This is a genomic window from Phyllobacterium sp. CCNWLW183 (assembly GCF_037203775.1).
Classification (GTDB): domain Bacteria; phylum Pseudomonadota; class Alphaproteobacteria; order Rhizobiales; family Rhizobiaceae; genus Phyllobacterium; species Phyllobacterium ifriqiyense.
In genome coordinates, this window is sequence record NZ_JBBCBN010000005.1 from 269,443 (window position 1) to 283,839 (window position 14,397).

Annotated in this window: 11 protein-coding genes; 9 read left to right on the forward strand and 2 right to left on the reverse strand. The window is 53.7% G+C overall.

Going from position 1 to position 14,397, the window contains the following annotated elements; all coding sequences use genetic code 11:
* The first annotated feature begins 111 nt into the window (after window positions 1-111).
* On the forward strand, window positions 112-2,424 hold the full coding sequence (locus V9K95_RS13730; protein ID WP_336442202.1) for a DNA translocase FtsK: 2,313 nt from the start codon (window positions 112-114) through the stop codon (window positions 2,422-2,424).
* A 64-nt stretch (window positions 2,425-2,488) separates the two neighbouring features.
* On the opposite strand, the gene V9K95_RS13735 is transcribed toward V9K95_RS13730, so the two are convergent.
* The gene (locus V9K95_RS13735) at window positions 2,489-3,532 is read right to left on the reverse strand and encodes a LacI family transcriptional regulator (protein WP_336442167.1); all 1,044 of its coding nucleotides are present in this window, start codon (window positions 3,530-3,532) and stop codon (window positions 2,489-2,491) included.
* 293 nt (window positions 3,533-3,825) lie between these two features.
* On the opposite strand from V9K95_RS13735, the gene V9K95_RS13740 reads away from it, so the two are divergent.
* From V9K95_RS13740 to V9K95_RS13770, 7 genes are all read left to right on the forward strand, one after another.
* Window positions 3,826-5,070, forward strand: coding sequence for an extracellular solute-binding protein (locus tag V9K95_RS13740; RefSeq protein WP_115053394.1), 1,245 nt, complete (start codon window positions 3,826-3,828; stop codon window positions 5,068-5,070).
* Between the two features lie 70 nt (window positions 5,071-5,140).
* Entirely contained in the window at window positions 5,141-6,034 is an 894-nt protein-coding gene (locus V9K95_RS13745) for a carbohydrate ABC transporter permease (protein WP_307275504.1), read from the forward strand.
* Window positions 6,031-6,933 (forward strand): carbohydrate ABC transporter permease, encoded by a 903-nt coding sequence (locus tag V9K95_RS13750; RefSeq protein ID WP_115053392.1) that lies wholly within the window; start codon window positions 6,031-6,033, stop codon window positions 6,931-6,933. Before V9K95_RS13745 ends, V9K95_RS13750 begins: the two co-directional genes overlap by 4 nt.
* Window positions 6,930-8,027 carry an ABC transporter ATP-binding protein gene (locus tag V9K95_RS13755; protein ID WP_336442166.1) on the forward strand — a complete coding sequence of 366 codons (1,098 nt, stop codon included), beginning with the start codon at window positions 6,930-6,932 and terminating at the stop codon, window positions 8,025-8,027. Before V9K95_RS13750 ends, V9K95_RS13755 begins: the two co-directional genes overlap by 4 nt.
* Window positions 8,028-8,072: 45 nt before the next feature.
* Entirely contained in the window at window positions 8,073-8,819 is a 747-nt protein-coding gene (locus V9K95_RS13760) for a sugar phosphate isomerase/epimerase family protein (protein ID WP_336442165.1), read from the forward strand.
* Window positions 8,820-8,850: 31 nt separating this feature from the next.
* Window positions 8,851-9,990, forward strand: coding sequence for a Gfo/Idh/MocA family protein (locus V9K95_RS13765; protein ID WP_336442164.1), 1,140 nt, complete (start codon window positions 8,851-8,853; stop codon window positions 9,988-9,990).
* 78 nt (window positions 9,991-10,068) lie between these two features.
* Window positions 10,069-12,375, forward strand: a complete 2,307-nt coding sequence (locus V9K95_RS13770; protein WP_336442163.1) for a Tex family protein — start codon at window positions 10,069-10,071, stop codon at window positions 12,373-12,375.
* On the opposite strand, the gene V9K95_RS13775 is transcribed toward V9K95_RS13770, so the two are convergent.
* A complete protein-coding gene (locus V9K95_RS13775) occupies window positions 12,376-13,281 on the reverse strand; it encodes a GntR family transcriptional regulator (RefSeq protein WP_336442162.1) in 906 nt (301 codons plus the stop codon). It abuts the gene before it with no gap.
* Window positions 13,282-13,403: 122 nt separating this feature from the next.
* On the opposite strand from V9K95_RS13775, the gene V9K95_RS13780 reads away from it, so the two are divergent.
* The gene (locus V9K95_RS13780; protein ID WP_115053387.1) at window positions 13,404-14,390 is read left to right on the forward strand and encodes an aldo/keto reductase; all 987 of its coding nucleotides are present in this window, start codon (window positions 13,404-13,406) and stop codon (window positions 14,388-14,390) included.
* Window positions 14,391-14,397 lie beyond the last annotated feature (7 nt).

Here is a 14,397-nt window from a genome sequence, read left to right on the forward strand (position 1 = left end):
CAGACACCTCCTGCAAGTGCCCCCGCCCCCAATCCAGCCCCGGCTGCGGCCTATGCACCTGTAAACGTTCGCCGTTCGGCGCCGCCTGTCGCGCAAGCCCCTGCGCATCCCATGGAGCGGCTGCAAAGCGCGGGCTATGTGTTGCCGGATGCTGCGACGGCACCAATTTCAAAGCGCATGTTCTCCTTGTCTGAGAATGTCCGTTTCACACGGACGCCAGACAGTGAATTGCAAAAGGGCAAAGAGCAGCCAGCTCCAACGCCTTTACAGGTTTCCACGGCGCAGAGAGCCGCCCCTGTCGGGTTCAAGGCACCTGTGGCTCCGCCGCGCCCGCCCGTCGTGCAGGCCGCCCCTGCGCAACCAGAACGTTCACCGGTTTTAGCGAGCAAGATTCCGACCGTCTCCATCGAAGAGAAACACGAAAATACGGTCGCGGCATCGTCCCCGGCCAAAGAGGCAGCCAGCTCGGCTTATGCCTATGTGTCAGACTTCGCATTCTGGGACAGCATGGGCGTGATCGCTGATGTAGCTCCGGTCACCAGCGCTTATGTGCGCCCAAAAAAAATACAATATAGCCCTGATGAGATCACCGCCCGTTTTCGTATCGTGGAGTATAAGAAGGCTCTTGCTGCGGAAGCTATCGACCCGCAGCTTTTGGTTCCTTCTGCGCCCGAAAAGTCAGAAGATCAGCTGAACGCCGCATTCACCTGGAATGACACGATAGAGACGGTCGTCGAGGCCTCGGTGGAGGAGTCTCCGGCTCCTATCGTCCAACAGCAAGTTGTCGTGCAGCGGCGTGAGATTGCTCCACAGCCAGCACCTGCGCCTGCGCAAACGCTTGCACCGCAAAGACGGCTTGCCATTGTCGGTGGCATCGAGACGCGCATGGCGCCGCCAACCCACGTCGGATACGAGAAGCCGCCGGTCGACTTGTTACAGGAACATACTGCGCAGGATACGATCACCATTTCGCAGGAAACGCTGGAGCAGAATGCTGGTTTGCTTGAGAGTGTCCTGGAAGATTTCGGCATTCGCGGCGAGATCATTCATGTTCGTCCAGGACCGGTGGTCACATTATATGAGTTCGAACCTGCCCCGGGCGTAAAATCTTCGCGCGTCATTGGCCTTGCTGACGATATTGCGCGTTCCATGTCTGCATTGTCAGCACGCGTTGCAGTGGTTCCAGGGCGCAATGTTATTGGTATTGAACTGCCCAACACGACACGCGAGACGGTGTTCCTGCGGGAAATGATCGAATCTGACAGCTTCGACAAGACAAAGTTCAAACTGGCGCTCTGCCTTGGAAAGACCATCGGCGGCGAGCCGGTGATCGCTGAGCTCGCCAAGATGCCCCATCTTCTGGTGGCTGGTACCACGGGTTCTGGTAAATCCGTTGCGATAAATACGATGATCCTGTCCCTGCTCTACCGGCTCACGCCCGACGAGTGCCGCTTGATCATGGTCGATCCGAAGATGCTGGAACTGTCGATCTATGATGGCATTCCGCATCTGCTTACCCCTGTTGTTACCGATCCCAAGAAAGCCGTCATGGCATTGAAATGGGCGGTTCGCGAAATGGAAGATCGATATCGCAAAATGTCGAAACTCGGCGTCCGCAATATTGATGGTTTCAATGCTCGCGTTGCCAGCGCCCGTGAAAAAGGCGAAACCGTGATGTGCACAGTTCAAACGGGCTTCGATAAAGGCACGGGCACACCTGAATATGAACAGGAAGAAATGGATCTGACGGCAATGCCGTACATTGTCATCATCGTCGACGAGATGGCCGACCTGATGATGGTGGCCGGCAAGGATATCGAAGGCGCGATACAGCGTTTGGCGCAAATGGCACGTGCGGCTGGCATTCACCTGATCATGGCAACGCAGCGTCCTTCCGTCGACGTCATTACCGGCACCATCAAGGCCAACTTCCCGACGCGTATTTCGTTTCAAGTAACATCGAAGATCGACAGCCGCACCATTTTGGGCGAGCAGGGTGCCGAACAGCTCTTGGGCCAAGGCGACATGCTGCATATGATCGGCGGCGGCCGGATCGCCCGCGTTCACGGCCCCTTCGTCTCTGATGAAGAAGTGGAACAGATCGTTACCCACCTGAAGGCGCAAGGTCAGCCGGATTATCTCGATACGGTCACTGCCGACGAGACCGAGGAAGAAGAAGTCGAAAACGAGGACAGCGCAGTTTTCGACAAAGGCAATATGGCTTCCGAAGACGGAAACGAGCTTTATGATCAAGCGGTAAAAATCATGTTGCGCGATAAAAAATGCTCAACATCCTACATCCAGCGCCGCCTTCAAATTGGGTACAATCGTGCCGCTTCCCTTGTGGAGCGCATGGAAAAAGAAGGACTCGTTGGGCCAGCAAATCATGTCGGCAAGCGTGAAATCCTGAACGAGAATAACTGATCAGGCATGAATGTGGTGCGTGCTTTGACACGCACTACCCCATTTGCCGATAGGCACCCCACCACTATTCATCCGGATAACTCAGGCTCTGCAACTCCCGCGCATCCACTCCTTCGATGCGGCGTAACACGGCGCGTGCCAGTTCCCGCCCGGCGTGGCGAACATCTTCGTTAAACACGATTATTTCCGGTCGGAACCATTTCAGCACGTCGCTCGATTGTTTCGATACGAGATCAACATCCGTGCCAATTTTGAGGCCAGCCGCTTCAATTCCTGCAACCAAAGCAATGGCTGCGCTCCCGCTACAACAGACAATTCCATCCGGGCGATTTTGGCCGGACATTATTTCTTCCGTTCGATCACGAATGCGCCCAAGCGATGTGTCCACGTCAATATCAGGAACCAGAATAGCCTGCGCACCGCCCTCCTCGATTGCCCGGGAGAACCCCCGCTCCAGATGCCTATGGTAGGTTACCGCAGAGGTGGGGCCGGCCATCATCGCAATTTTCTTGCGTCCTTTGATCAGCAAGCTTCTCGCGGATTTATAGGCAAATGCTTCATTGTCGAAATCATGGAATGGATGCTCGATCCCCATTTCTGTCCGCCCATGGGTAGCAAATGGGATGCCGTGCTCGGTAAGATAACGGACGCGCGCATCGTCAGGCTCCGTACGTGACATGATAATGCCATCGGCAGAACCTGTTTCCACGATGTAGCGAATGGGCTGCATGGGATCATTTTCAGCCGAATAGGGCGTAACGGTCAGATGATACGGCGTCTGCGATAATATCTCGGAAATGCCATAGACCATGTTTGACGTCAGGCCCATAATTTCCGACTGCGCATTAAGCACAAGACTAATAACATTCGTCTTGCCAGTTCGCAGCCTTACGCCAGCACGGTTGGGCCGGTAGCCAATCTGTTTTGCGATGAGTTGCACGCGGTTTTTGGTTGCGCGGCCAATTTCTGGCGCGTCTTTCAATGCGCGAGAAACAGTTGTCACACCCAGCCCAGCCATGAAGGCTATCGTCTTTAAAGTTGGACGCTCTCCTTCGGGAAGCTCCACTGCTTCGCTGCTCGAACCACGTCTCAAATCTTTTGCGTTCATATCTTGCTGGCCCGTCAAGGCCATCCTTCACCATGCAGCGCTTCTGTATCGTTTCAGAAACATTACGTTTCCTTGTTGCTGCAGTATAGCTCCCTGACATTCTATTGCACAACTTAAACTGGTGTAAGCGTGCGTTGCAACGACAAAAACTTGCATGAAAAATGAGAAAACCCTCTAAAATTGCTTGGTTTTCAACACAGAGACGCCTGCACAAGAAAAATAAACGCGGGGAATTGCGCCAACGCAAAGTTTAGTCTAGCCTACCTGTAACGTTTCAGATTTGGGAGGAAAAGATGCGTTACAGTACAGCTCTTGCCGTATTAGCCACTTCAACATTCCTGCTTACGATCAACAATACCAAAGCCGCAGACCTTGAGGTCACCCATTGGTGGACCGCAGGCGGTGAAGCCGCTGCTGCAAAGGTGCTTGCGGAATCCTTCAATAAGCTGGGCGGTGATAAATGGGTCGATGGAGCTATTGCCGGAAGCGGCAGCACAGCCACCCCCATCATTGTCAGCCGCATTCTTGGCGGCAATCCAATGGGTGCGACGCAGCTCAATACGGGCCGGGACGCCGAAGACCTCGTAAAAGCCGGGCTTATGACCGACCTTACCGAGATTGCTACCAAGGAAGGTTGGGCAGATTTTATCCGGCCATCAAAACTCTTCGATGCCTGCAAATATGAGGGCAAGATTTACTGCGTCCCCGTCAATATTCATACGGAACAATGGATGTGGGTAAATCCGGCTGCGTTCAAAGCGGGCGGCGTATCCGTCCCGGCCAACTGGCAGGAGTTTGTTGCGGCTGGGCCAAAACTCAAAGAAAAAGACATCATTCCCTTGGCGACCGGCGATGCATGGCAGGTCAACCTGATTTTCAACGATATGGTTTCTTCCATCGGCGGCAAGGAGCTTTTTCTCAAAGTATATCGTGACAAGGATGCCGTGGCAGCGGCCAGCCCCGAAATGAAGGCGGTTTTTGAGGCCTATGCCCAAGCCCGTGAGTTAGCCGACCCCGGCTATGTCGGACGTTCCTGGAATGAGGCTACAAGTCTCGTCATAAGCGGGAAAGCAAGCGCTCAGATCATGGGCGATTGGGCGCAAGGCGAATTTGGCGTCGCTGGAAAGGTAGCCGGTACAGATTATGATTGCCTGCTTGGCCTCGGTAATAATCCTGTCCTCAATACTGGCGGTGACGCCTTCTACTTCCCGAAGAACGAAAACCCGGAAGTGACCAAAGCGCAGCTTAAGCTCGCCAGCATGATGGTTTCAAAGCAAACGCAGGTGGCATTCAATCTTGCCAAGGGATCGCTTCCGATCCGCGGCGATGTCGATCTGGCCGCAGCAAATGCCTGTATGAAGAAAGGCGTCGAGGTTCTCAACAAACTCGACAATGTAGTGCCATCTGTCAATCAGCTGCTTTCGCCAGACACAAAGCTGGAGGTTGAAGACCTGTCTAAAGAGTTCTTTGCCGATGCCAGCATGACAGTCGAGGACGCGCAGGCTCGCTTCGTCAGCATCATCGAACAGGCCCAATAGTCATCCCCGCCCAAACTGCCATTTGCTCAAAACAAATGGCAGTGAGCGGCCCGGCCTGACGGAGAAAATAATGAGTCACGCAGCGCGCCCCAACACTCTTTTCAAGAACTTGAATGCCAAGGTCGCAGCCGTGCCAATGATTGCGACGGTTCTTATTGTCTTCATTGGTTGCACTTTGTGGACGGTCGTGCTGTCGTTCACGTCCTCGCGATCTCTTCCCGAGCTCACATTCGTTGGATTTGATCAGTATACGCGGCTCTTCAACACGCCTCGCTGGAATGTTTCGGCTATAAACCTCGGCATATTTGGCGTGTTTACCCTCGTGTTCTCGACTGTGATCGGCTTCATTCTTGCTGCCCTCATGGATCAGAAAATCCGCTTTGAGGGGGCCTTTCGAACTGTTTTCCTTTATCCCTACGCCCTGTCATTCATTGTCACGGGCCTTGTCTGGCAGTGGATTCTCACACCCACATTCGGCATACAGCGCGTGGTTCGCGATCTGGGATTTGAAACCTTCACTTTCTCAATTCTCAATGATCAGCGCTTTGCCATCTACGCCGTCGTTATTGCCGGTCTCTGGCATGGTACGGGCCTCGTTATGGCGCTTATGCTGGCGGGTCTGCGAGGGATTGACGAGGATATCTGGAAAGCCTCACGCGTGGACGGCATCCCCATCTGGAAGACATATCTTTTCATTGTCATTCCCATGATGCGTCCTGTTTTCATCACCACCATAGTGCTGGTCTCAACCGGAATTGTACGCGTCTATGATCTCGTCGTCGCTCTGACAGGCGGGGGGCCTGGCAACGCCAGTGAGGTGCCGGCCAAATATGTCTACGAGTTCATGTTCCGGCGCGCCAATCTCGGACAGGGTCTGGCTGCCTCTACGATCATGCTGACCACCGTTCTCATCATCATCATTCCCTGGGCTCTGATGGAATATCGCGGAGGAAAACGCAAATGACCGCGATCAATACCATATCCACCGAACCACACGGCAGGCGGCCGACACGAACATTCACTCCAGCGAAGATCATGATCTACGGAGTCCTGGCGGTCGCCGCGCTGTATTACGTGCTGCCGCTCTACGTAATGATCGTCACTTCGCTGAAAGGCATGCCCGAAATTCGGCTTGGCAATATTTTCTCGCCGCCCGTTGAAATCACGTTCCAGCCCTGGAGCACAGCATGGACGAGCGCCTGCACCGGCCTCTACTGCGAAGGTCTGAAAGTCGGGTTCTGGAATTCGGTCCAGATCCTTATCCCGAGCGTGATCATTTCAATTCTGATTGCGTCCGTAAACGGTTATGCGCTGGCGAATTGGCGTTTCAAGGGGTCTGAAATATTCTTCAGCGTCCTGCTCTTCGGGGCCTTCATACCCTATCAGGTAATGCTCTATCCGCTCGTTATTATTACGCGTGAGCTGCGAATCTTCGGGACACTCACCGGCATCATCGTGATCCACACCATTTTCGGCATGCCGATTCTAACGCTCCTATTCCGCAATTACTTCGCTTCTCTCCCCACCGAACTGTTCAAGGCCGCACGTGTCGACGGCGCCGGTTTCTGGCGTATTTTCTTCCAGATCATGGTGCCGCTCTCAGCTCCGATTTTCATTGTTGCGGTCATCATACAGGTCACCGGTATCTGGAATGACTTCCTCCTCGGAGTCATTTTTGCAGGCTCCAAGAACATTCCCATGACCGTGCAACTGAACAACATCGTCAACTCGACGCAGGGCGTGAAGGAATACAACGTCAACATGGCGGCCACCATTTTGACCGGCGCCGTTCCGCTCCTGGTCTACTTTTTCTCAGGCAAATACTTCGTCAGGGGCATAGCCGCTGGCGCTGTTAAAGGGTGACTACCGTGCACAGTGTTTCAATCAAGGATCTGTCTGTCAGCTTCGGCTCGGTCAATGTTCTGAAGGACCTCAATATTGAGGTGGCCGATGGCGAATTCCTCGTATTGCTCGGCCCGTCCGGATGCGGAAAATCAACCCTGCTCAATTGCATTGCGGGTTTGCTCGATATCTCGGAAGGGCAAATATTCATTAAAGGCAAGAACGTAACGTGGGAGGAGCCGAAGGACCGTGGCATCGGCATGGTGTTTCAGTCCTATGCGCTTTATCCCCAAATGACTGTCGAGAAAAATCTTTCCTTCGGTTTGCGTGTCGCCGGGCTGCCAAAGGCCCAAATCCAGCAGCGCATCGCCAATGCAGCCGATATCTTGCAATTGGAACCACTATTGCAACGAAAGCCTGCCGCCCTTTCCGGCGGGCAGCGCCAACGCGTAGCCATAGGACGTGCGCTTGTACGCGATGTCGATGTGTTCCTGTTCGATGAGCCGCTCTCCAATCTTGACGCCAAGCTGCGCTCCGAGCTGCGTGTGGAGATCAAACGCCTGCACCACAAGCTTGCCAATACGATGATCTATGTAACCCATGATCAGATCGAGGCATTGACCCTTGCCGATCGCATTGCGGTCATGAAAGGCGGATTGATCCAGCAGCTCGATGAACCCCTGACCATCTACAACAAGCCGCGCAATCTCTTTGTTGCAAGTTTCATCGGTTCGCCTGCGATGAACTTTCTAAGAGGTAAAATTACCGGGGCGAACCAAGATAAAGCCTTCACGGCAGCCGATCTCACAGTCTCGCTGGCCACATACGATGCGCAGGAACCGCTGACAAATGAGCGGGACGTTATTTTTGGTTTCCGGCCAGAGCATATCACGATCAATGACAAACCCGGCCCGGCTGGATTGTCCTGTGAAGCGACGGTTGATCTCGACGAACCAATGGGGGCCGACAGCTTGGTCTGGCTGACAGTTGCCGGCAAGCCGATATCCGTGCGCGTTGATTCCAGCCGGCGCTATTTGCCGGGCGAAAAGGTCCACCTCAACTTCAATCCCGCTATGGCTTCGCTGTTCGATGCCACGACCGAAAACCGTGTCTAGGGCCCTGACCCTAATCCCAAGACGACATAAATTAAGGAGAATATAATGACCGATTTTTCTTACCAGCTCTACAGTTCCCGCGAGTTTCCGCCACTTGAAAAGACGTTGGAAATGTTGAAGCGCCTTGGGTATGCGCAGGTTGAAGGCTATGGTGGCGTCTATACCGACGTGGAGGCTACCAAGGCGGCGCTGGATGCAAATGGCCTCTCAATGCCAACCGGACATTTCAGCATTGATTTGCTTGAAAGCGATCCACAACAGGTGATCGACATCGCTGAGACGCTTGGCATCAAAGCGATCTATTGTCCGTATCTGGCTGTAGAACAGCGACCTGTGGATGCTGCCGGCTGGTCGGCGTTCGGGCAGCGGCTTGAAGCCGCCCATAGTGTTTATAGCAAGGCTGGCTTTACCTTCGGTTGGCACAATCACGATTTCGAATTCGTGGCCCTTGCTGATGGCTCCATTCCCCAGAAGCTGATCTTTGATGCTGCGCCGAGCATAGGCTGGGAGGCAGATATCGCCTGGATCATACGTGGCGGCGGTGATCCCTTTGAATGGATCAAGAATTATGGCTCTCGCATCGGTGCCGTGCATGTCAAGGACATCGCACCAGCCGGAGAAAATACAAGCGAGGATGGCTGGTCCGATGTCGGCCACGGGACTGTTGACTGGAAAGCTTTGATAGCCGCGTTGAAAACCACGCCCGTCAAATATTTCGTGATGGAACATGACAAGCCGGCGGATGATGAGCGGTTTGCCCGTCAGTCTATCGCCACCGTTAAAGCACTTTGAAGTTTAGGCACCAGGAAGAAAGTCCAAGAAAATGGCCAAAACATTAGGCGTCGGCATTATCGGCTCGGGGAATATTTCTGCGGCATATCTCAAATTGGCCCCCCTGTTCAAAGGCATCGAAATTCGCGCTGTTGCCGACATCAACGAAGCAGCAGCAACGGCCCGGGCTTCCGAATTTGGCGTCGAGGCACGGAGCATCGATGCATTGCTTGAAAGCGAAGATATTGATCTCGTCGTTAACCTGACCATACCCGACGCGCATTTTGACGTATCCAAGCAAATATTGTCGGCAGGCAAGCATCTCTATTCAGAGAAACCTTTGACGCTTTCATTGAACGACGGATTGGAGCTTCAAAAACTTGCCGCCAGGAAAAACCTCAAAGCCGGGTGCGCTCCCGATACGTTTCTCGGCGGCGCGCATCAGCTTGCGCGTAAACTGGTGGATGACGGACAAGTGGGCACGATAACTTCCGGGACGGCCCATGTCATGAGTCATGGAATGGAGCATTGGCATCCAAACCCCGACTTTTTCTTCCGCCCGGGTGGCGGGCCGATTCTCGATCTGGGTCCATACTACATCGCCAACCTCATCAATCTTATAGGACCGGTACGTCGTGTTGCTGCACTCACGTCAATGGCCAGTCCGACGCGCACGATCTCAAGCGCACCGCGCGCTGGCGAAAAAATCGACGTAACAACACCGACGACAATTCAGGCATTGCTTGAATTCGAAAGCGGCGCATCCATTACCTTGTCGGCAAGCTGGGATGTTTGGGCGCATAACCACCCCAATATGGAACTTTATGGCACGGATGGGTCGCTGTTTCTCCCAGATCCGAACTTCTTCGGCGGCGAGGTAAAACTTGCAAAGCCGGGCAAGAAAGCCAAGGCGGTCAAGGCTTGGGCTCATCCTCTGGGTACGCCCAATCAGAAACACTCCCAAGGAATGATGGCGAATTATCGCACCGCAGGTCTTGCCGATATGGCCGTGGCAATCCTCGAAGACCGGGACATCCGCTGTTCGCTGGAGCGCGCTCTGCATGGTGTCGACGTCATGGTTTCGATCCTCAGATCGGGTGAGGAAAAGAAATTTATCGATATCAAAACAAGCTGTTCGCGTCCTGAAGCATTGGGCATCAAGGAAGCCAAATCGCTGTTGAAAAAGCAATAAACCATCGCTCCCAAGCGATTGCGGTCATGGTCGGGCGCCACTATGTTGGTCGCCCGATCATGATTTTATGGATACAACGTGACTGTTACCAATACTGCCAGCATCCCCCGCCTTATCGCGGCCGAAATCAATGCGCGTCCTGATCAGGTAAATGCCGCGATAGAGCTGCTGGACGGCGGAGCTACGGTTCCTTTCATTGCACGCTATCGTAAGGAAGTGACCGGCGGACTTGACGATACACAGTTGCGTACCCTCGACGAGCGGTTGATCTACCTGCGCGAACTGGAAGCGCGTCGTGACACGATCATCAACGAAATCCAAAGTCAGGGAAAGCTTACACCGGAGCTGGAAGGCAAGATCGCCGCAGCGATCACCAAAGCCGAACTGGAAGATATCTATCTGCCATATAAGCCCAAGCGGCGAACAAAGGCAGAGATTGCCCGCGAGAGAGGTCTTGGGCCTTTGGCGGAAGCCATCATATCTGATCGACGGACAATTCCGCTGGAAATCGCGAAGAACTTCGTCACCTCGGACGTTGCTGATGTTAAAGCCGCTCTTGATGGCGCACGCGATATTCTTGTCGAGAAGTTTTCCGAAAATGCCGACCTTATCGGTCGCTTGCGCAATTACATGAAAGATAGAGCAGTACTGCGTGCGAAGGTTGTGGACGGCAAGCAAGAGGCTGGCGCAAAGTTTTCTGACTACTTCAACCATTTCGAACGTTGGGCAACCACGCCCAGCCATCGCGCACTTGCCATGTTGCGCGGTCGCAATGAAGAGGTGCTTTCCCTCGATATCGAGATTGATGCCGATGATACGTCAGCAATCAAGCCCGTGGAGCGGATGATTGCCGAAGCCTATTCGATTTCAGGAAATGGTGCAGCAGACACATGGCTGATGGATGTCGTGCGCTGGACATGGCGCATCAGGCTTTCTCTCAACCTCTCCGTCGATCTGATGACGGCCTTGCGCGAGCGTTCCGAAGAAGAAGCAATTCGCGTATTTGCCCGAAACCTCAAGGATCTGCTGCTGGCAGCGCCGGCAGGGTCGCGGGCAACAATGGGTCTCGACCCTGGCATTCGCACGGGCGTAAAGGTTGCAGTCATTGATGGCACGGGGAAGCTTCTCGATACGGCGACCGTCTACCCGTTTCCGCCGCGCAATGATGTGAGAGGCACGCAAGCCGAACTGGCGAGACTGGTCACGAAGCACAAGGTCGAACTCATCGCCATTGGCAATGGAACAGGCAGTCGCGAAACCGAAAAACTCGTCGCCGATATGCTCGGTGACATGCCTGCACCAAAGCCGTTGAAGGTCATTGTCAGCGAGGCTGGCGCTTCCGTTTATTCAGCCTCCGCCACCGCCGCTGCCGAGTTTCCCACGCTGGACGTTTCGTTACGCGGCGCCGTATCCATCGCCCGGCGCCTGCAAGATCCACTTGCCGAACTGGTCAAGATCGAGCCGAAATCCATTGGTGTTGGACAGTATCAACACGATGTTGACCAATATCGCCTCGCGCGGTCGCTCGAAGGCGTCGTCGAAGATGCCGTCAATGCTGTCGGTGTCGATCTCAATACCGCATCAGCATCATTGCTGGCGCGTATTTCCGGTTTGGGCGCGTCGCTCGCGGAAGCTATTATCGCTCACCGCGATCAAACCGGTCCGTTTAAAACCCGCCGCGAACTTCTAAAAGTTGCGCGGCTCGGACCCCGGGCTTTTGAGCAATGCGCCGGATTTTTGCGTATCAGCGACGGCAGCGAGCCGCTTGATGCATCTGCCGTTCATCCGGAAGCTTATGGAGTTGCAAAGAAAATCGTCAGCGCCTGCGGGAGGGATGTGCGCTCATTGATGAATGACAGTACCGCTTTGAAAGCGCTTGATCCGCGAGTCTTCGTTGATGAGCGCTTTGGTCTGCCCACCATTCGCGATATTATTGCTGAGCTGGAAAAACCCGGTCGCGATCCCCGACCGGAGTTCAAGACAGCTGCTTTTGCTGATGGCATTGACAACATCAAAGACTTGAAGCCCGGCATGTTGCTCGAAGGGACAGTGACCAACGTCGCCGCATTCGGCGCTTTTGTCGATATTGGCGTCCATCAGGACGGCCTCGTGCACCTTTCCCAATTGGCCGACAGATTTGTCAAGGATGCCCACGAGATCGTCAAAGCGGGGGATGTTGTCAAAGTCCGCGTTGTCGATGTCGATCCCAAACGCAATCGCATCAGCCTGACGATGCGCAAAGATGGCGGCGGCAATGAAGGTCCCAAAAAGCCACATTCATCGGACAATGCTTCTCAGCTCCGCAAACCATCGCCCAAGCCGCAAATCCCTGCATCGCAGGGCGCTTTCGGTGCGGCATTGGCAGATGCTATGCGCAAAAAATAATCATCCCGGCTCCTGCTCCCTTTCCTTCGGCATTATGGATTGAAGCAATGTGTCGCGCGCGGACTTCAAATGCGCGCGGCACGCTTTGTTGACCCTGGATTGGTCTCGGGAGCGAAGAGCATCAATATAATCTAAATGTTCTTCAAGAGCGCGGGTGTTGCGCTGCTGCGCGTGCAATTTGTTCCACTGATAATGGTAGTGGAAAACAATCGCGATAATATCGTAGAAATCATCCACAAAGCGGTTGTGAGAAGCCGAATGGATCAACCTGTGAAAACGCTCATCGAGTTCGGAAAATTCGGTATACCGGCTATCAATTTCGCTTAGAAGCGTTCGGTGCTCAAGTTCCAGATCATCAAGTTTTCCTCGCGCCGGGTGATCATCTGGCAGCTTGGTAAATGCAACTGCCGACCTGAGCTCGAACACTTCACGAACTTCAAACAGCTCCAGCGCAAAGGCCCGCGTAAAGCCTTTCAATATCCAATGGCTGTTCTTGCGTTTTTCGATCAGCCCAAATCGACTGAAGCGTATAAGAAACTCGCGAACGCTCGATGTGCCTACCCCGATGTCACGTGCAAGCTCGAGTTCATTAATTTGCATGCCCGGCTGCGCGCCACCGGCAAGAATCCTTTTCATGAAACTACGTTCGATAATTTCGGAAAGGGAATCCGTTTGATCCTCGGGAAAGTAATCTTTGGGCCTGGGTTTACGCAGCACGGCCTTGCCCGGCTTTTCCATTTCAACCAGGCCGGACTCCGCCAGCTTTTTAAGGATAGCCCGCACGGTTGTTCGACTTATGCCCAGTCTCGCGCCAAGCTCGGATTCGGATGGCACAGTTTCCACATCGCGCAACAGATGAAGACATCTATTGTAGCCTTCCTTGAAAACCGTATTCTGTTTTGACATCCCGCCCCTCCCCGCTTGCCAAAACAAGCGTTCCCTAAATTATTTAGGCACAAGAACGATTGACTGCAAAGGTTTTTTGTCGATAAAAGACAATATAGACTTTGCGTGTCTGGGAGGAACGCTTGGAAATTCGTACAATAGGTGCAACGCCGCTGGCCTTAACCCAATTTGGATTTGGGGGCGCGGCGATAGGTGGCTTGTATAGAGAATGCCCCCGCGACGATGCCATTGCAGCACTGCAAACGGCATGGGATGCGGGTATGCGCTACTTCGATACCGCACCTTTTTACGGCTTTGGTCTTTCGGAGCGCCGCACGGGTGATTTCCTGCGCTCGAAACCACGCGACAGCTATGTGCTTTCAACGAAAGTTGGACGTTTGCTCAGGCCAGTGCCCGACAACCAAATCCCGGACCATTCCTACGTCAATCCCCTGCCCTTCGCCGTCGACTATGATTATAGCTATGACGGTATCATGCGGTCTTTCGAGTTCAGCTTTGCCCGTCTTGGGCTGAACCGCATAGATATTCTCTATGTGCATGACATCGGCGCATATACCCACGGTCCTGAAAAGAATGCGGTCTATCAGAAGCAACTTCTGGATGGCGGCATGAGGGCATTGCAAGAGCTGAAATCGTCAGGCGCAATTTCCGCTTACGGCCTTGGGGTAAATGAGGTTGAGGTGTGCATGGATGTGATCGCACAAAGCGATATAGACTGCATCCTTTTGGCCGGACGCTACTCGCTTCTGGATCGTTCGGCGGAACGTGGATTGCTGGAAGAATGCCGCAAGAAGAAGATTTCCCTGGTCATTGGGGGCGTGTTCAATTCCGGCATATTGGCAACAGGGCCGGTGCCGGGAGCCAATTTTGATTATGGGCCAGCGTCGGAAGATATTTTGAGTCGTGTCCGGTCCATGGAGGCCGTTGCCAAATCTCATTCCATCCCGCTCGCTGCTGCCGCGATGCAATTTCCTCTGCGTGAGACTGTCGTTGCGAATGTTCTTATCGGAACCGCCAAAGCTGCTAGTCTGACCAGAAACATGGATCTTTTGAATGTGACGATACCCGAGGCATTTTTTGCTGAAGTGGAACAGTTCACAATCAAGTAGAATGGCT